The organism is Gelidibacter sp. (genome assembly GCF_053579655.1).
Window position 1 is genome coordinate 1 of sequence record NZ_JBMDWE010000018.1, and the last position, 19966, is coordinate 19966.

At 38.4% G+C, this 19966-nt stretch carries 11 protein-coding genes; 1 reads left to right on the forward strand and 10 read right to left on the reverse strand.

Translation table 11 applies throughout. The features are described from left to right. Positions 1 to 1255 (forward strand): discoidin domain-containing protein (locus tag ACOH2D_RS10405; protein ID WP_449535171.1); only part of this gene is annotated, 1255 nt, incomplete at its 5' end. Positions 1256 to 1395: 140 nt separating this feature from the next. On the opposite strand, the gene ACOH2D_RS10410 is transcribed toward ACOH2D_RS10405, so the two are convergent. From ACOH2D_RS10410 to ACOH2D_RS10455, 10 genes are all read right to left on the reverse strand, one after another. Further along, entirely contained in the window at positions 1396 to 1983 is a 588-nt protein-coding gene (locus tag ACOH2D_RS10410) for a sugar-binding domain-containing protein (protein WP_449535172.1), read from the reverse strand. A gap of 150 nt (positions 1984 to 2133) precedes the next feature. Further along, positions 2134 to 3786 carry a beta-N-acetylhexosaminidase gene (locus tag ACOH2D_RS10415; protein WP_348035031.1) on the reverse strand — a complete coding sequence of 551 codons (1653 nt, stop codon included), beginning with the start codon at positions 3784 to 3786 and terminating at the stop codon, positions 2134 to 2136. Positions 3787 to 3968: 182 nt separating this feature from the next. After that, on the reverse strand, positions 3969 to 5573 hold the full coding sequence (locus tag ACOH2D_RS10420) for a sulfatase family protein (protein ID WP_449535173.1): 1605 nt from the start codon (positions 5571 to 5573) through the stop codon (positions 3969 to 3971). A 19-nt stretch (positions 5574 to 5592) separates the two neighbouring features. Then, on the reverse strand, positions 5593 to 7164 hold the full coding sequence (locus ACOH2D_RS10425) for an arylsulfatase (protein ID WP_449535174.1): 1572 nt from the start codon (positions 7162 to 7164) through the stop codon (positions 5593 to 5595). Between the two features lie 3 nt (positions 7165 to 7167). Further along, positions 7168 to 9606 (reverse strand): DUF4982 domain-containing protein, encoded by a 2439-nt coding sequence (locus tag ACOH2D_RS10430; protein WP_449535175.1) that lies wholly within the window; start codon positions 9604 to 9606, stop codon positions 7168 to 7170. A 99-nt stretch (positions 9607 to 9705) separates the two neighbouring features. Then, positions 9706 to 10959, reverse strand: coding sequence for a glycoside hydrolase family 27 protein (locus ACOH2D_RS10435; RefSeq protein WP_449535176.1), 1254 nt, complete (start codon positions 10957 to 10959; stop codon positions 9706 to 9708). An 89-nt stretch (positions 10960 to 11048) separates the two neighbouring features. Continuing rightward, on the reverse strand, positions 11049 to 14162 hold the full coding sequence (gene lacZ, locus ACOH2D_RS10440) for a beta-galactosidase, LacZ type (RefSeq protein WP_449535177.1): 3114 nt from the start codon (positions 14160 to 14162) through the stop codon (positions 11049 to 11051). Positions 14163 to 14189: 27 nt separating this feature from the next. Then, positions 14190 to 17537, reverse strand: coding sequence for a glycoside hydrolase family 2 TIM barrel-domain containing protein (locus ACOH2D_RS10445; RefSeq protein ID WP_449535178.1), 3348 nt, complete (start codon positions 17535 to 17537; stop codon positions 14190 to 14192). A 225-nt stretch (positions 17538 to 17762) separates the two neighbouring features. Continuing rightward, the gene (locus ACOH2D_RS10450; protein ID WP_449535179.1) at positions 17763 to 18941 is read right to left on the reverse strand and encodes a PNGase F N-terminal domain-containing protein; all 1179 of its coding nucleotides are present in this window, start codon (positions 18939 to 18941) and stop codon (positions 17763 to 17765) included. 90 nt (positions 18942 to 19031) lie between these two features. After that, positions 19032 to 19877, reverse strand: coding sequence for an endonuclease/exonuclease/phosphatase family protein (locus ACOH2D_RS10455; RefSeq protein ID WP_348036819.1), 846 nt, complete (start codon positions 19875 to 19877; stop codon positions 19032 to 19034). Positions 19878 to 19966: the final 89 nt, after the last annotated feature.

The window sequence follows — 19966 nt, forward strand, 5'->3', positions numbered from 1 at the left end:
AATTAATAATCGAAATTTAAAAGAACACTCTTGTTTTATAGGGGTCAAAACAGTCACCAATGCTGATTTTTATGAAGTCGAATTTAACGGCATGTTATATTCGACCATAAAAGACACCTCATTGTTATTTGATGCTTTAAAACCAGAAACAACGTACGCGTTTAAAGTAAGAGCAGTCAATAAATCAGGACATTCTGATTGGGCAGATTTTTCAGCAACTACAAAAAACAATCCTTTAGAATTTGCTATCAAAGGCATCACGGCTAAAGTTTCAATACCAGATCAAGGTGGCGCAGGAGTTGCCAATCTCTTTGATTTTGATGAAAGCACAGGCTGGCACACCAGCTGGGACGTGAAGGCTGAAACGTTTGAGATGATCATCGATTTGAACACCATCAACCAATTGGATAAACTGGAATATATGCCAAGAACTGGCGGCGGCAACGGGAATATCTTGAAAGGTCGTATTTATTACAGTCATGACCGAAACGAATGGACGGAAGCCGGTACTTTTGACTGGGAAAAGAATGATAAAATAAAAACTTTTGAATTCAATACACATCCAACTGTGCGCTATGTTAAATTGGCCGTAGACCAAGCCGTTGGCAATTTCGGATCTGGTAGTGAACTCTATATCTTTAAAGTTGAAGGCACCGAAAGTTATCGTCCTGGCGATATCAATAACGACCGTTTAATTGACCGAAATGACTTGACTTCATATATCAATTATATGGGATTACGATTGGGCGATGCCGATTTTGAAGGCTATGTCAGTAATGGGGATGTCAATAAAAACAACCTCATTGATGCTTATGATATCTCTGTAGTGGCGACGCGTATTGACGGTGGCGTGAAGAATGCAGAGTCCGTAAAAGTTGCTGGTGGCATTACCATTTCGACTAAAAAGAAAACCTACGCTAAAGATGAAATCATCGAAATCGTAGTTTCTGGTAAAGACTTGAAAGATGTAAACGCCTTGAGTTTTGCATTGCCTTACAAAGAATCAAGTTATAAATTCCTCGGTATTGAGTCTTCAAACACTTTGAAAATGGAAAATGTGACCAATGACAGATTGCATTCCAACAGAGAAAAAGTCTTATATCCAACCTTTGTGAACTTAGGAAACCAAGAAACCATGGAGGGAACGAAAGAATTGTTCATCATTAAATTCCGAGCCAACCAAAATCTGACCTTCAATTTAAAAGCTATTGAAGGGCTATTGGTAGATAAAAATTTGAATACTGTGAAGTTTTAAGGACTGATTTTCTGACTAGATAAAATAACCTTTCAGGTTTTCCTACAACGCTGAAACTTCGGCGGACAAGTAAAATCCTGAATGGTTTAAACGAAATGCAAAAGGACCATGTTATTGATTTAACATGGTCTTTTTTTATATCATGAAATCAACCAACAATCTCTGTAAATCCCACCAAAATAAGAAAAGTCCAAAACTTCCTGATCTTTTCCTGGTGGATATGCCGGATCATTACTGTTGTCTGCCCAAACCGCAATCACGTTGTCTTTACCCCAATTTAAATGTTCGGTGATATCGACAATAACCGGTAAATAACCTCCAAAATGTTCTTTCAGTAATTTGCCGTTCACATAAACTTTAGACTTGCCCATAATCGCTTCAAAATGCAAAAAGAGCTTTTTTCCTTTAAGTCCAGAATCAGGTGTAAAATGTTTACGATACCACACTTCGCCTTGATAATTGGCACCGCCGCTGGCATCTTCTGGCAAATATTCAATCCCGTTAGGGAGATTGACTACGGACCAAGTGCTATCATTAAGGTCTGAGACTTCTGCGTTAGCCATGGCGCCTTTATGGAAACGCCAGGCCGCATTCATTGAAAAGACTTCCCTTCCGGTGTTCTCACGTGGAAAAAATCCTGCTTTGGAAAATTCAGGATTATATTGAGCTGTTACTAAAACTGTTCCTAAAAGGAAGAAACAGTAGGCGACAAAAGTTCTTTTAAACATAGTTTTTGTTTTGATATAATAGTAAAGTATTGGTAAACGGATTAAAAAAGTTAGACACGGATTTCACGGATTATCACAGATTAGGATAGTTTATCCATTCGAGACAATTAATGAAATTCGTGTCTAAAAAAATTAATATATCTCTACCGATTAATACACCGATTTTATATAATGTTTCGGATGGAAACGAATCCCATTCGCTTTCCAATAATCATAATGCATCCTATTTAAACGCTCGATAAAACCAGAATATCTTTTCTTTTCAGGAATAGACCACATATTTTCAGCAAACGCAGGCATTCTAGGTAATAAGGTATATTCCAAATATTCCACTGAAGAAATAAATTCCGTCCAAATGGCAAACTGACCACCAATAATATAAGTGGCTTCCTCTTTAGTTAGCTCCGTTGGAATCAAGTTATAATTATATACTTTTTCTAAAGTGTTAATGCCCCATATTTCAGCTAAAGGCTCATTTTTAGGATCATCCTGATATCTGTTGAAGTAGAGCGGATCGTTGGGGATCATGATCACTTGTTGCTGTAATTTTGCCGCTTCAATGCCGCCTTTTTCGCCTCGCCATGACATAACCGTTGCATTTTTTGGAGCGCCACCTTCCAAAATCTCATCCCAGCCGATCAATTTACGATCGTTAGTTTCCAAGAATTTCGCTACCCGTTTTATGAAGTAACTCTGCAATTCATTTTCATCTTTTAAACTTTCATCAGTCATTCTTTTTTGACAAGTAGCACATTTCTTCCAATAGGATTTATCCACCTCATCGCCGCCTACATGAATATATTTCGAAGGAAATAAGTCCATCACTTCGGTAAACACATTCTCTAAAAATTCAAAGGTAGATTCCTGACCTGCGCAATAATTCAGATTAACATTTTCAGGATTGACCACGCCATTCCATAAGGTGGAGTTAGGAGTTTCTTGAATGTGCTTTTCACATGAAAACTCAGGATACGCTGATAAAGCCGCTCCAGAATGTCCTGGCACATCGATCTCTGGAACTATCGTGATATTTCGATCTTTGGCATAAGCGACAATTTCCTTGACTTGCTCTTGAGTATAGAATCCGCCATATTGGTAGGGTTCGCCGTCCAACTTTTTGGTATACGTAGAATCCTTTTTATACATGATACTACCCGGGATTTCAGTACGCCAAGCGCCAATATCTGTAAGCTTTGGATATTTTTTAATTTCCAATCGCCAGCCTTCGTTATCTGCCAAATGCCAATGGAAGACATTCATTTTATAAAAGGCCAGTAAATCCAAGAGTTCTTTAATCGCATTGGAATTAAAAAAATGTCGGCTCACATCCATATTCATACCACGCCAAGCTACATTGGGTTTGTCGCTAATGCTTAGGTTCGGAATTTTAATTGGCGATTGCATTTTATTGGCAATTACATATTGTAAAAGCGACTGTGTGCCATAAAACAATCCTGCATATGAATTGGCTACAATATTGATTTCGGCAGAGGAAATATTTAAAAGATAACCTTCTTCTCCTAAATTTTTACTCGGATGGTTTAAAACTTCAAACACGATATTTTTGACCTTCCCTTTTTGTGATGACAAACGAACACCCGTTTCAGTTTCTATTTTATCCGTCAGATAATGGATCAACTTAGAACCGTCTTGCGGCTCTAAACCAGTGACCACAATTCCTGTTGTAGCATCCAGAACAAAGTGTCCTTTATTAAATTTCAAAGTCTCTGGAGCAGGAATCAATTGCGCATAACTCGTCATGCTTCCAATGACAACAAATAGGAAAAGGAGTGTTTTTTTCATAGTTTAAAAAAGGGGTAAATAATGATTTAAACTTATTTAGAGTCTAAAATCATTAAGCGTGAATGTATTGATAAAAGTGCGTATTGCCGAAAATAACAACAAAAACAAAGGTGCCAAAACTAACTGGCACCTTTATATCATTATGAAAATATATTTAAACATTTTAAAATCATAGCAGCTTATTACTTTTTATAAAGGTTGATATAATAATTATCAAGTGTTTCGGAATCCTTGTATTTCTTACGTAAATCTTGAAGTTTTTGCTTCATCTCTTTTACGACTTGCGCATAGGCAGGATCGTTGATAACATTATTAACTTCCTTCGGATCTTTCTTGCGGTCATAAAGTTCCCATTCATTCACATCAAAATAAAAATGGATCAATTTAAACTCCTTGGTGGCAATTCCGTAATGTCTTTTCACAGCATGTTCTGCAGGATATTCATAGTAATGGTAATAAATAGCATCTCTATCCCAAAGTTCTTTTTTTCCGGTTAATAAGGGCATCAAACTTTTACCTTGCATATCTTCTGGTGCTTTTATGCCGGCCGCTTCAAGAAATGTTTGTGCAAAATCTAAATTTTGAACCATCTCATCTTCGGTAATCCCTGGTTTAATCTTATTTGGCCATTTAATCAATAACGGCGTTTTAAACGATTCGTTATACATAAAACGCTTGTCAAACCAGCCGTGTTCGCCTAAATAAAAGCCTTGGTCAGACGTATAAACGACGATGGTATTATCGGCCAATTTTTCTTCATCCAAATAATCCAAAACGCGACCCACATTTTCATCGACCGAAGCAATCGTTCCTAAATAATCTTGCATATAGCGCTGATATTTCCAAACGGTTAGCGTAGAATCGTTCATGGTCGGATATCTTTTTTTGAAGTCTTCATTGATCGGGCCATAAACCGCATCCCAACTGGCACGCTGTTCTGCGTTCATTCGGCCAAGTGGAGATCCAAGATCGTTCCAATCCTTGATGCCCAATTCTTTCATTACTTCTGGATACACTTTGGTATCATTTGCTAAGGACATGTGCTTTAAAATTCCCATTTCAGCAGTTCTTGCAGCAGTACCACGGGTGCTATAATCATCAAATAGCGTTTCTGGTAATGGAAATGTTTTTTTAGTGAATTCCTTATAATGCTTTTCTTTTGGCAACCATGCGCGGTGTGGCGCTTTATGCAAGTACATCAACATAAAAGGTTTGTTGGGATCTCTTCGGTGTTTCATCCAATCCAAAGTCAGATCGGTCGTAATATCCGTGACATAACCGTTAATGATGGTATCGCCTTTTTGGGTAATAAACTGCGGATTGTAGTAATCGCCCTGACCCGGTAAAATCATGAATTCGTCAAAACCTTTGGGGTTGTTTCCAAAGTGCAACTTCCCGAACATAGCCGTTTGATAGCCTGCTTTTTGCATCAACTGCGGAAACGTTACATTCGTAGTATCAAAATGACTGATATTATCGATTTTGCCATTGATATGACTGTGTTTCCCCGTAAGAATAACCGCCCGGGAAGGCGCACAGATAGAATTGGTCACACTAGCATTGGTAAACAACATCCCTTCATTGGCAATCCGATCAATATTTGGAGTATTGATCAAAGTTTTATCATATGCACTAATGGCTTGGTAAGCATGGTCATCGGACATGATGAAAATAATGTTGGGCCTTTGGGCAGATTCTTGTGCTGCATTTTTAACGATGTTTTTATTTTGACATCCGACAATGAAGAGTATATAAATAAAAATACTACCGAGTTTAAATAATTTCATAATTGGAATATTACTTTTTTTAGTTAACTAATTGCTCTACGCCCTCTATTCTAAAAGACGCATTCTCAGGTGTGACATGTTCTTTTTTAACAATCTCGTGGAACTTTTGAAGCATTTCTGGATGTTTGTCCATGATATTGTGTTCCTCGCGGACATCAGTATCCAAATCGTATAATTCGACGTTTTTATTACCTTTATTAATGTTTTTCCAGATCATTTTCCATTTGCCCAACCTTACGGCAACTTGTCCTTCGTAACCTGCAAATTCCCAATAGAGATACTCATGTTCTTTTTGTGGACCTGCATTGGTAAGCGTATTGTAAAAGCTAATACCGTCGGTTTTAGTGTGTGTTTTCACGTTGGCGACTTCATTAAACGTTGGCATCATATCATAAAATGCCGAAATATGATCACTAGTTGTACCCGGTTTTATTTTGCCTGGCCAAGTCGCAATAAAAGGCACTCTAATCCCACCTTCATAAGTATAGCCCTTGCCTCTACCCGCTTGACCTTGTAATATACCTCCGCTATTGAAAAATTCTGGATCGGCACCACCATCATTGGCGGGACCATTATCGGAGGTAAAAACAATCAAGGTATTCTCGTAAAGTCCTTCTGCCTTTAAATAAGCAACCAACTTCCCAACATTTTCATCTAAATAAGAAATCATCGCCGCATACGTGGCATGTGGATAGCGCGCTGGGAAATAACTGCCAACTTCCTTTTTGAAATAATAAGGTTCTTCGTCGCCAAATTTATTCACGTAATAATCGATCCATCTTTGAGGAGCCTGTAACGGCACATGTGGTATAGGACTTGCCCAATACACAAAGAAAGGATCCTTTTTATTCTCCTCAATAAAATTCATCATTTTACCAAAAATAAGCTCAGGACCATAATCTGCTTGTGTGTACTTTTCATAAGATGCTGCTGCTAACGGATCATCATCTTTCAACAATCCGAAGTGAGGTGCAATGGTATCATTTTTTAGATGGTAACGGTTTTCATTTTCATACAAATGTACGGGCGTATAGGTGTGGGCAAATCTTTGGCAATTGAATCCGAAAAAGTAATCAAAACCCATTTCAGTTGGGATGGATTCCGTCTGCGGCGCTCCTAATCCCCACTTCCCTACGATGGCCGTTTTATAATTGGCCGACTGTAATAACTGAGCAAAAGTCACGGTGTTTTTTGGCATTGGTCGCTGACCTTCCAAAGTAGAATCGTTAATCATCGCGCGATAGTTCCAAACATTGCCACGCTCTTCCCATTCATCGTTGCCACGGATGCTGGCATGACCACCATGCATTCCCGTCAACAATGAAGCACGAGCCGGCGCACATACTGGCGAACCAGCATAGTGCTGGGTAAATAGAATGCCCTCTTTTGCCAAGGCGTCAATATTTGGAGTTTCAATTTTGGTTTGTCCATAAACTCCCAAATCGCCATAACCCAAATCGTCCGCAAGGATATAAATGATATTTGGTTTTTGATGAATTTGTGCTTCAGATTGTTTTGTAGTTTTTTTAGTTTGACATCCAGTAATGGAAATGGCCAAAATAAGGATGAGAATTAGTCGTGATCTATTCATGTATTAATTTTTAGTTGCAATATTTATTTTCCCTGTTTTTAATCCTTTCCCAGAAACCGTAAGTTCTATCTCGCCAGCATTTTCGGCCGATTGAACCAAAACCACCAACTTCCCGCTAAATAATTTCATGGTCGGCAGATGGAACATTTCTAAAGAAGTGGCATCGCCATTTGCAGCAGCTCTATAAGTTCCTGCGCCCTTGACATTGAACTTTAATTGATTTGTAGCTGTCGGACATAGGATTCCGTTTTTATCCACTGCGTACACGGTTACAAAAGCCAAGTCTTTGCCGTCAGCATCCAATTGGGTTCGATCGGTTTCTAAGACCAATTGGTAAGGTTTTCCGGCGGTATGGGTTTCGTTTTCTGCTACCGGATTTCCATTTGCATCATACGCCACCACTTTGATCGTGCCTGGCTCATATTTGACATCCATCCACATCAAACGATATCTATTGGTTGGCGAACTCCTGTTTTTCTTCTGAATACCCATGCTTTTTCCATTCACAAACAATTCGGCACTATCATGATTGGTATACACAAAGACAGGCGTAATTTCGCCTTCACGGCCTTCCCAATTCCAGTGTGGGAGCATGTGCAAGGTGTCATCTTTAAGATTCCAGCGGCTGCGGTATAAATAGTAGCGATCTTTTGGTAAACCTGCCAAATCATTGATGCCGAAATACGAACTTCGCGCTGGCCATACATCATCATAAGGAGTTGGCTCGCCCAAATAATCAAAACCCGTCCACACAAATTCGCCAATAACCCATGGTTTATCGTCTTGTAAAACGAAATCTAAATCAGGAATATTAGACCAACTACAAGCTTCCAAATCATAAGAAGAACATTGGTGGTCATCATATTGTTTCATTTTTGCTTCCACGACTGGGAATTTATAAATCCCACGAGAGCTGACGGTCGATGCCGTTTCTGAACCCAGAATCATGCCCTGCGGAAACTTCTCATAGGCTTCTTCGTATAGATTCACACGATAATTAAGTCCTGGAACATCCAATAAGGCTCCAAATCCTGATTCCATCGTTGCTTGCACCTGATCCATACCAACAGTAACCGGTCGGGTTGGATCTTCGCGATGAAAAATATCCTGTAACCATTTGGCGCGTTTGGCACCATCACTTCCCCATTGGTCTGGCACTTCATTTCCTGAGCTCCACATCACGATACTGGGATGATTTCTGGTGGCATGCACCAAGTTGACCACATCTTTCTCGGCATCCGTATCGAAGTATAAATGATACCCGTTTTCAACTTTAGGTTTGGCCCATTCGTCAAAACTTTCAGCTAAAAACAAAAAACCCATTTCGTCACATAATTCCAATTGCTCCAAAGAAGGCATATTGTGTGAACTGCGGATGGCATTCGCTCCCATATCTTTTAGAATGGTCAATTGTCGGCGCAATGCTGCTGTGTTTATCGCGGTTCCAATTGGCCCTAAATCGTGATGTAGACAAACGCCTTTAAATTTTATAACCGAGTCATTCAAACTGAAGCCTTTTTCAGCTTCATACTTTATTTTACGAATTCCAAATCGGGTGGTGGTTTCATCTTTTAAAATGTTTCCAGCATATAATTGGGAAACAGAAGTGTATAAATATGGATTTTCCGGACTCCATAAAATTGGATTTTCAACGGCGATATTCTGCTCGAATTGATTGCCATAAATAGCAGTGGTCATGTCTTCAGAAACGATAGCTCCAGTGGCATCTTTAATTGTTGTTATTAATTTAAGATCTTCTCCAGAAACTTTGGTCTTGACATTGACCTTCGCTACGTCAGCAGTGATTAAGGGTGTAGTTATAAATGTGCCCCACTGATCGATGCTTTCCTTATTTTTGACAATAACCCGAACATTGCGATACAATCCCGCACCAGGATACCAACGGGACGACAATTCGCGATTGGTCAATTTTACCGCCAGCGTGTTTTTTTCGTTGCCACGGATGTACTCGGTAATATCAAAATAGAAATAGCTGTATCCATAATTCCAGCTGCCCACTTTTTTACCATTGAGAAAAATTTCTGGTTCTGCCATCGCGCCTTCAAAAAGGAGAATGACTTTTTTTTCTGAATCAAAATTTGGAATTGCGAATTCATGACGGTACCAACCAACACCAATATAAGGTAAAGCGCCAGTTCTTCCTGTTTTTTCAGTCGCCACCTGCTCCCCATTTTGCGTAATAGCGACGGTCTGTTTATCAATTTCTTTATTAAATGGCCCTTTGATGGCCCAATCGTGTGGCACGGTCACGTTTTCCCATTTCGAATCATTAAAAGAATCCAAATAGGCATTCGGCACATCGCCTTTATGAAAGCGCCAATTCTTTTCTAAGGAAAATTCGGCTCTGATTTTATCTTGAGCAAATCCTGTAAAGCTACAGGCCAGGAATAAAGCACTAAGAAGGAAATGCTTCCTTCTCATTTTCCTTAAAAAACCTTTGATAATCATCATATTATGTTTTATATAATTTTTTTATATTCTTACGACAACATAAAAATTAAGATGTTGCCTCTCAGAGGCTTATTTATTCTGAAAAATATTGAACGGTTTTGAAACACCATCCAAGGTCAAAACCACCACACCATGTGGCGCTACTTCAAAACTCAACTTTTCTTTTGTGGTCTTTTCAAAATCCTTTTTCGCCCATAAATCCCGATAAGAATAACCTTCTGAAGCATCCAAACCTACTGTATTCAAATCAAAAGAAATGGTTTCTGTTTTATCTGATCTATTCAATAATGTGACCGCTACTCTCCCACTCATGGTCGAAACTAAAGGTTTTGCCCAGACTTCCAAATTACCTTTCTCCGTCAATCGGCGGGCTTGATATACCAACGGATCCTGATTGAGCGCAATAATCTCTTTATTGGTTAAAATGGAAATGGTTTCATCCGTCATATATCTCAAATCGTTACCTGCTAATAATGGCGAATTCATCATGCACCACATGGAAAAATGCGTTTTATCTTCTTCATAACTCATGCCACGTCCTACTTGCAGCATATCCATGTCATTCACATGGCCTGGAGATGCGTATTTCCATAGATCGGCATTCAAATCGATAATGTGTAAGATGGAGCCGAAAGTATTCGTTATATCTCCTGAAATTCGCCAAGAGTCAGCAATCTGAAGTGCCCAAGTACCTGGAAACTCCCATCTACAAATATTGAATACGGTTTGAGGTTTAATTTCTTTAATAATGTTCGCGATTTGAGTGTATCGGGTTTGTTCATCCAATCCCAACCAATCGCCGCCACACCAGTCCACTTTAATGAAATCATAATTCCAATCGTTCAGCATGAGTTTTAAATCTTTTCTGTCGTGACCCATTAATCCAGAGCCGACGCCAATAGTATCTTTATCCCAATGTGACGCACAGGTGTTGATGCCCGCATCTGAATAAATTCCCGCTTTTAATCCTTTGGAATGGATATAATCTGAAATCACTTTCATCCCGTTTGGAAAGCGCTCCGGATGGACAATCAAATCGCCTTTGCTATCACGACCGGCAAAAAAACCATCGTCAATATTGACATACGAATAACCAGCTGCTGCCATTCCTGAAGACACCATAAAATCGGCTTGTGCTTTAATGACTTCTTCGTTGATATCCACATGAAAATTATTCCAGCTGGACCAGCCCATAATTGGAGTTTGGGGTTTGCTGATTTCATGGAGTTTGCTCAAATTTGAGCTAGGGTTATAAATTCCCTTTTCCTGATTTTTACAGGACGCTAAAAATATAATCGCTAAAAATAGTGAGATTCTAATCATTTCATTTTTCTATAAAAAACCATATCGACCTTATGCAGGACGCAAAAAGATCGATATGGTTCAATTTAATTCATTCTTTTAAAGTTGCATTATTCAATAGGCACCATCCAATATGAATATGAATAATCCTTATAGTTCAATCGGTATTGCTCTAAAGGCAATGTTCCCCAGCTATTGATACTTCCTAATCCTTGTTGGAATCCATCAATATTTACAAACACCTCTTTGCGTGGATCAATCTCACCAGCGTGTTCTTGCTTTCTTTCGTCGCCACTATGCAAATCTTCTTCTTTGAAGTTAAGTGCCGAAACTGAGAATGGCGTTTCACTTAAAAACTTTATTCCAGAGCCATCTTCCTTAGTAAGCTCAACCCAACGAGTTTCCAATTTATTCCCGTTTTCTTGCGGACGTAAGTATCCAAAATATTGCTCTGCAATGGTCTGTTTGTACAAGCCTACTTTTGCAGCATGTTGTCTGTCAGTATAAGCTTCAAAAGGTCCTTTTCCGTAGTACGTGATGTTTTTATAAGCTTCTGGCAACACTAATTTGTTTCCGAATTTATAGAAATCGGTGTGCTTGCCTTTTATTGCTTTTAAGTCATTCGTTACTTTTACAGCACCGTTGCCATCTACCAAATACGTTTCTACAAGACTCGCATCGCCATTAAATAAATCTCTGGTAAACGTGATCTGAACCTCAGATTTTGAAAGTTGTTTTACAGCCGTGGTTACATTACCGGTTGTACCAGCATCTTTCCATTCTTTATATCTGTTTTGAGTACCTGCACCGTAATCGTTGTCAGTTGGTGCGCGCCAGAAATTAACTTCAGGTCCATTAGTCAACAAACTTTTATTTTTGAAATTATAGTCGGTTAAAGTCCCCGTTTTTTGATTAAACACTAAATCGAAGTCCTTTCCAGTAACCGTAATCACATCGCCTTTAGATTTAAAAGCCACTGATTCTGTCGCTTTTTCTGGTGTTTGAACCGTTCCTTTTTGTAATTGGAATTGCTCATAAGCCACTCTATAACCTGCTTTTAATAAGGGTTCGTCTGTTTTTAAAACGGCAGAAACATTTAGGAAATATTCAACACCGTTTTTGAACTGTGTTTTAAAAGGAATTTTAAACGCTTTTTTAGCTTGTGGTGCAACATTCATATCCTCGATAGTTCCAGAATCAACGACTACACCATCTGCAATGACTTCCCAGTTTAACTTGTAGTTTGCCAAATCTCTGAAGAAATACCAGTTCTTGATGTCAATCATTCCTTTAGAAAGATCATTTTCATAAAACTTAATATCCTGTTGGATATGCGCTACTTCTAGAATGTGAGGATTTGGCGTTCTATCAGCTTGCACCAATCCGTTTAATAAAAAGTTATTATCACTTGGTGTACCTTCTGGCCCAAAATCGCCACCATAAGCATAAATAGTTCTACCATTTCTTTCAACTCTAAGTCCTTGATCTACGAAATCCCAGATAAAACCACCTTGTAATTTATCATATTTCTCAAATAAATCCCAGTATTCTTTAAAGCCACCCATACTGTTTCCCATCGCATGTGCATACTCACACAATACCAAAGGCTTAATTCTTTTCGGATCTTTAGCATAAGCTTCAATCTGAGCTGGTGTGTCGTACATTGGCACAAACAAATCGGTATTCCATTCGTGAACTGCGCGTTCGTGCTGAATTGGTCGGGTATCATCTATTTTTTTAGCAGATAAATAGGTTTGGTAAAAGTTGTAGCCATTTCCTGCTTCATTCCCCATAGACCAAATCACGATCGATGGATGGTTTTTATCTCTAATTACCATACGATCCACACGCTCTAAATGTGCTTTTAACCAAGCAGGATTGTTCGCTAAAGTTCTATCCAAAGCATACCCCATTCCGTGAGATTCGATATTGGCTTCATCAACTACATAAATACCATATTCATCACATAACTCATAAAAATATGGATCGTTAGGATAATGTGCTGTTCTTACCGCATTAATATTATATTCCTTGAAAATCTGAACATCTCTCAACATGTCCTCACGAGAAATCACGTGACCTGTATCAGGATCGTGCTCATGGCGGTTAACACCTTTGAATAAGATAGGTTGACCATTGACTAAAAACTGACCGTCTTTTACTTCAGAAGTTCTAAATCCTAATTTGCGAGAAATCGCTTCTAAAACATTTCCTTTCTTGTCTTTGATGACAATGTTCAATTGGTAAAGATTAGGAATTTCGGCAGACCAAGTTTTTACCTGCGGAATATTTTTGTTGAATTTGAAAGTTTTCTTAGAATTTGGCGCTAGCTCATAAGCAGATGACGCGCTGTAAACCGTTTGGTTATCTCTTGTGATTTCAACAGCGATAGTTCCGTTTTGTTTCTTGGCATCGATACTGTTTAAATCTATTGCTAAATCTAAAACACCATCTTTATAATTGTTCTCTAATCCTGCTTTTGCGAAATAATCTGCCAATTGAACTTTAGGTCTTGCGTATAAATAGACATCACGCTCAATACCTGAAATTCTCCAGAAATCCTGACACTCTAAATAGCTACCATCACTCCAACGGTACACTTCTAAAGCAATCGTGTTTTTTCCTGGTTTCACAAAATTGGTCACATTAAATTCTGCTGGCAATTTTGAATCTTGGCTATAGCCCACTTTCTTTCCGTTTACCCAAACATAGAAGGCCGATTTTACAGCTCCAAAATGAAGAAACAAATCTTTACCATTCCAATCATTTGGAACATCAAAAGTACGTTTGTATGATCCTACCGGATTATCGCCATCAGGAATATCTGGTGGATTTAATTCGCCTTTTTGAAAAGGATAGGTCGCATTCACATAAATAGGAATTCCAAAACCTTCTACCTCCCAGTTTGAAGGCACCTTAATAGTGTTCCACTTTGAGGTATCGTAATCTTCTCTGTAGAAATCAGCTGGTCTTACTTCAGGTGTATCGCTGTAGTTAAATTGCCAAATGCCGTTTAGCAACATGTAATTGGCTGCTTTTGAAACATCATCCTTCTTTGCTAATTCTAACGAATTGTAAGGAAAAAATGTAGAACGCGCATCTAATTTATTAATGCCTACAACATCTGGATTTTCAATAACGGGATCAAGCGTTTGTGCCTGAGCCAAGTTGCTTCCTAAAAACCATAGGAAGATCACTTTTAATAGATGATTTGTTTGATTCATTGTTACTTTTCTATTTTAATCTCTGATTTAATTCTGATTTGAATATAATTTGCTCCACTTAATAAAGTCTTCTGTCGATCCTTTTTTGAAAGGAATCAAATAAAAACTATAGGCATTTTTAGATTGCCCTTTCACTTGATACTTATCCATTGGTCTTGATCCCCAGCTGTCATCGCCGGCAACACCACGTTGTCCTAAATCGATATTCAATTGTACCAAATCCTGTTCCTTGATATCATTGATATGTTTGGACGCGTTGATTTGTGGGATGCCATCGGTTTTATATTCTGATTCCAATTCCTCTTTTCCAGTATAATTAATACCTGCTGTCGTGTCAAAATCCTCATTCGGCATATGCAACGCACTGATGCCTAATCCTTGCAATGCGTTTTTGGCAACCACCAACAATCCTGAATTATTGTTATTAGAAAAAGCCGACCAGCGCACATCTACTTTGTAGCCGTTTTCTTGCGGACGGACATATGGCACATACTGATCTTTCACTTTAGACTCATACAAATCAATGAACGCTGCAGTTTTTCTATCTTGATAATTTTCAAACGGGCCACGTCCAAAGAAGGTCATGTTATCATATTGTTTTGGCAATTGCATACGCATGCCCACTCTTGGAATATCGCCTTTGTAAGCAGTTTCATTTAAAATATTACTAATCTGAACGACACCATTTCCTAAAATATGATAGACGGATTCAAACGTAGTTTCAACGCCTGGCAAATTATAAGTTATTGCTACAGTGACACTTCCATCTTTATTGGATTGAGAAGTCATTTTTGCTACTTTCATAAAAAGCGATGCCTTTTTCCATTCGATGTTCCGCGCTTGCATTTGGCTACCAAAGTCATTATCAGTTGGTGCACGCCAAAAGTTAGGTCGCGGCCCGTTGCCGTCCTTGATGAGCTCATTGCCTTCAAAAACATAAGACGTTATTTGTCCTTTATTTTTATTGAAAACTAACTGAATGTCGCTATTTGAAATTTCCAAAGTTTCTTTGGAATCCTTAATTTTTAAAATTCCTTTTTTGGCGATTTCTGTAAGCTCTTTTTTGTATTTACTAGATAAAGCAATTTGCTCATGCGCCACTTCAAATCCTTTTGGAAGTATGCCCCAAGCAGCTTTTGTTTTTGCTGAAATTTCAACAAAATATTCAGTGTTCGGTTTATAGTCGATGTCGTTCAGAGACAATCTGATCAATTTCCCTGTATGTGTTTCTACTGAAATATCATCGATTTTAATCGTTTTCAAAACTTTACCATCCGCTTTGATTTCTGCAGTAAAATCGAATTGATTTAAATCTGTGAAATCGTATAAGTTTTCAAGCAACACACGTAACTCATTATGTTGATTGATCCCTTTTTCCTTGAAATTGATAAATTCATGAACTTTTTTAACTTCAAATAATGCAGGTTGTGGGGTACGATCTGGAAAAACAATCCCGTTATTTAAAAACGAATTGTCTGACGGCATATTTTCGCCATAATCGCCTCCATAAGCATAAAAACGCTCGCCATTTTCATCGGTTTTCCAAATAGATTGATCCACCCAATCCCAGATAAAACCACCTTGAAGATTGTCATATTGCTCAATAATATCCCAGTATTCCTTGAAGTTCCCGGTACTGTTACCCATTGCGTGTGCATATTCACTAGGAATATAGGGACGATCGGTTTTAGTTTTTCCAACGGCTTCAAAAGTTGCTGCCGATGGATATTGTGGTACGATTATATCCGTATTCGAATCCATATCCCATAAACTGCCATCGTAATCTTTGTATGGACGCTCGTATTGTACAGGACGTTTGGTCTTATCAGCGTTTTTCATCGCATCATAACCTTTGAAGAAATTCACGCCATTTCCAGCTTCGTTCCCCATGGACCAGATAATGACTGATGGATGGTTTTTATCACGCTCAACCATACGCACCATTCTATCCACATGCGCATTTTCCCAACTTGGATTTTTGGCTAAAGAATATTTGCCATAATACATACCGTGTGATTCGATATTTGCTTCATCAACCACGTACAATCCATATTCATCACATAATTCGTAAAAACGACGTTGTTGTGGGTAATGACTTAAACGCACCGCATTAATATTATTTTCTTTCCAAAGTTTGATGTCTTTCATGATCAACTCTTCTGGCACCACGTGACCGGTTTCAGGATTGGCTTCCTGAGTATTCACGCCTTTTAAAGTGATACGCTGGCCATTGACCAAAAGCAAACCTTGTTTGATTTCAATAGATCTAAAACCAATTCTTGAGGTCGTGACTTCTAGCGTTTTTTTCTTGGCGTCTGTTGTTTCAATGAGTAACGTATACAAATTAGGATGTTCTGCACTCCACTGTTTTACGTTTGGTAAGCTGGCAGAAAAGTCAACCGTTGTTTTACTTGAAGTTGAAAATGGTTTGGTTTCAGAAGCTACAATTTTAGAATTGGCATCTAATATTTTATAGGAAACATTGCCTTTAGCTGCTTTTGATAAATGATTTCGAAGATCCACCGATAATTCAAAAACACCATCCTTATAAGCGCCATCTAAAATAGAAACCACTTCATAATCTTGAATACGTACTTTTGGTTGTGCATACACATAAACGCTGCGCTCGATACCGCTAATTCTCCAGAAATCCTGACATTCTAAGTAAGAACCATCCGTCCATCTGAAAATTTGAATGGCGATTTTATTTTTTCCTGGTTGTGCAGCAGCAGTAATGTTGAATTCTGCAGGCAACTTACTGCCTTGAGAATAACCCACATACTTGCCGTTGAGCCAAACAAATCCGCCCGATTTCATGGCACCGATTTGTAAGAATATTTCTTTTCCGTCCCAGCTATTATCAATATTAAAATCACGCACATAAGTTCCGACAGGATTATATTCGTTTGGAACTTTTCCAGGATTAGCAGGATAAATTCCATCAACAAGTTTCATGTCATCTGCTACCATCGCTTTATAATCGGAAAACTCATATTGATGATTCACATAAATAGGAATCCCATAACCTTCCACTTCCCAGTTTGACGGCACTTTAAGATCATCCCAACCTGAAACATCTTCGTTAGGATTCATAAATGTTGTTGGGCGATCGGCTGGATTTCTTACCCAGTTAAATTTCCAGATGCCGTCCAATAATTGGTAGAATTCCGGGGTGTTTTTTAAAGCATCTTTTTCTGAAGTAAATGACGTAAAGGACGCATGCGCATCCATTTTATGCTCACTGATGACCGCCTCATTTTCGATGTAATGTTTGTAGTCCTTAATCGGATCTTTTTGTTGGCCATTGGCATTTAAAACAGCGCAGAATGCGAAGACTGTTTTAAGAATAACTAAAGCTTTTTTGTTCAAAATCATAATAATAGATAAGATGTATGGAATGGCATTTTAATTTCGGCAGTTTAGAAACTCAGAAAGTCATCCTTTCGTTCCATCTGCCAAATATAATAACCGATAAAATTAATTGCCTAAACTAATCAAAATTTAGGCAATTGTATTATGTTAGACCTATTAAATCTACGAAACCGTTTGCGTGAAATCGATTTCTAAAACACTCCTTAGAGCAGTGAAAACCACGACAATTTACTCGTAAGTCAAGTAAGCAGACACCAACCAGTGATTGAGTTTATCGCCATCCACTGGCGTTGCTGGAATGTGAATTTTAATGGCGTGAGAACCCGTTTTTAAATCTCCCAAATCGACCACCATTGGCTCTACAAAAGAACCAGGACACCAATTGGATCTTGACAGATCTGAAGACGCAATTCGCTCTTCAATTTCTTTGACTTCGTACTTGTTTGTCAAAGGCGAAATATAAGATGCCGAGTCCTTTCTGATCCACACGCCCGAGGTTGGATTGAATCTTCTAAACGACGCACAATCATCACGCCACGGAATGGTATCCAAAACCAATTTGTTGTCAAAATACACACTGTTTTTTAGTTTGATAAATTCGTCGCCACCACTATGTCCACCGTGGCCGGTTGTGATATAATGTAATTTGACATTTTTGGCATCCTTTTTTAAAGTGATATTTTCGACCAAGTCTTTATGGGCAAAGTTGTCAGGTATTTGTTGCCCGCCCACATAAGGGATCGTATTAACTAAAGGCAACACTTTCACTTTTTGCTGTTTTCTATTAGAATAGTTCAATTCCAAATCGAAATCATAGCCTTCTGCCGTCCACGAATCGATCCAAACACCAACATAAAAAGTGCCCGTTACCAAACTTTCCAAATCGGTAATATCAGTTTCCCAAACCACTTCCTTTTCCCAACTTGGAATATAAACTGGCTTTCTATATTTTACTTTGTTGTCACTATAATGTCCAACGCCAAATGGTGTCATAAAGCGCATCAATTCTACAACCGGTTCGTAATTTTTACCGTTGACGAATCCAGCATATTTATCGTCAACATAGGAATCCTTTGGAAATTTGCCATCTTTTTCAGTAATGGAAAGGATCGATAGTTTACTCGGATCAGAAACCACAAAACAAGAACCCGATTTATCCCAACGGTCGCCATTGGAACGTACGGTCAATTTTACACTCACGTCCGTGCCTTGTGCAAATGTAGGTATGGACACTTTTTTATAAACCAAACGGCCATCCATTAACCGAACCGCTTCAGGATCGGTTCCTTTTTCGCCCCCGAAGTTTAAAGGTTGTTTGTTAAAGACCGAATAGTTTACTGGTTTTTGTGCATTTACTGAACATAGCGTCGTAAATAAGAAGGCAATGAGGAGCGTGTTTAATTTCATGTTTTTATAATTTTAATTTTTGACAAGGATTTCAGACCTTTCAGGAGATTGCTTCGTTCCTCGCAATGACACCTGACAGGTCAAATAATTTTAAGGCTTCATAAATTCCAATTCCACAAGAACCGGCAAATGATCGGACGGATATTTACAATCTTTTGAATCACTTAATACCGCATATTTTAAAACTTCAATCTGATCTTTGCTTGTGAAAATATAATCGATCCGATTTAAAACAGGTTTGTTAAACTCAAAAGCATTAAAGGTTCCTGACGGCCCAAAAGGCTTTGCTACACTCACATGTTTGCTATCATTTAAAGCTTTCGACAGTAATTTAATGGGTTCTGATTCTGGCGTCAGATTAAAATCTCCCATGACAATAACGGGCAGATTATGACTATTGAGCTCGGCAACCTTTTCAAGAATCAATGCTGCACTTCTCACTCGAGCCAAATCGCCAATATGATCAAAATGCGTATTAAATACCCAAAACTTTTCCTTACTGAATTTATTTTCAAAAAGTCCAAAAGTACAAATGCGTTCCATCGCGGCATCCCAACCTACTGAGATTTCATTAGGCGTTTCAGACAACCAAAACGTGCCCTCCTTTAATAGCTGTAATTTTTCTTTATTGTAAAAGATCGCACTGTATTCGCCTTTGGTTTTTCCGTCATCACGACCAACGCCGATATAGCCATAATCCACGAAAACGCTCTCCAAATACTGTACTTGATGGTGTAAACCTTCTTGGATTCCAAAAATGTCAGGATGATTATAAGCAATCTGATCGCTCATAAATTCCTTTCGTTTTGACCAGGTATTTTCGCCATCGCCAGGATTGTCATAGCGGATATTATAGGTCATCATTTTATAGGATGCCGTTTGACCTACCGAAGAAAATGTCATGACTAATAAAAGTAAAATGATTATGTTTTTCATGCTATTCAGATTTTGGTTTTTGATCCTTGCTTTTCTTTGAAATCGTGCTCAAACCTGTCAGGTTTTAAAAACCTGACAGGTTTCGTCAT

What these genes read in the sequence shown, in the direction of transcription:
- ACOH2D_RS10410 (WP_449535172.1), bottom strand. Translation starts at nt 1,983, where the DNA reads ATGTTTAAAAGAACTTTTGTCGCCTACTGTTTCTTCCTTTTAGGAACA.
- ACOH2D_RS10435 (WP_449535176.1), bottom strand. Translation starts at nt 10,959, where the DNA reads ATGATTAGAATCTCACTATTTTTAGCGATTATATTTTTAGCGTCCTGT.
- ACOH2D_RS10450 (WP_449535179.1), bottom strand. Translation starts at nt 18,941, where the DNA reads ATGAAATTAAACACGCTCCTCATTGCCTTCTTATTTACGACGCTATGT.
- ACOH2D_RS10430 (WP_449535175.1), bottom strand. Translation starts at nt 9,606, where the DNA reads ATGAGAAGGAAGCATTTCCTTCTTAGTGCTTTATTCCTGGCCTGTAGC.
- ACOH2D_RS10425 (WP_449535174.1), bottom strand. Translation starts at nt 7,164, where the DNA reads ATGAATAGATCACGACTAATTCTCATCCTTATTTTGGCCATTTCCATT.
- ACOH2D_RS10415 (WP_348035031.1), bottom strand. Translation starts at nt 3,786, where the DNA reads ATGAAAAAAACACTCCTTTTCCTATTTGTTGTCATTGGAAGCATGACG.
- ACOH2D_RS10455 (WP_348036819.1), bottom strand. Translation starts at nt 19,877, where the DNA reads ATGAAAAACATAATCATTTTACTTTTATTAGTCATGACATTTTCTTCG.
- lacZ (WP_449535177.1), bottom strand. Translation starts at nt 14,162, where the DNA reads ATGAATCAAACAAATCATCTATTAAAAGTGATCTTCCTATGGTTTTTA.
- ACOH2D_RS10420 (WP_449535173.1), bottom strand. Translation starts at nt 5,573, where the DNA reads ATGAAATTATTTAAACTCGGTAGTATTTTTATTTATATACTCTTCATT.
- ACOH2D_RS10445 (WP_449535178.1), bottom strand. Translation starts at nt 17,537, where the DNA reads ATGATTTTGAACAAAAAAGCTTTAGTTATTCTTAAAACAGTCTTCGCA.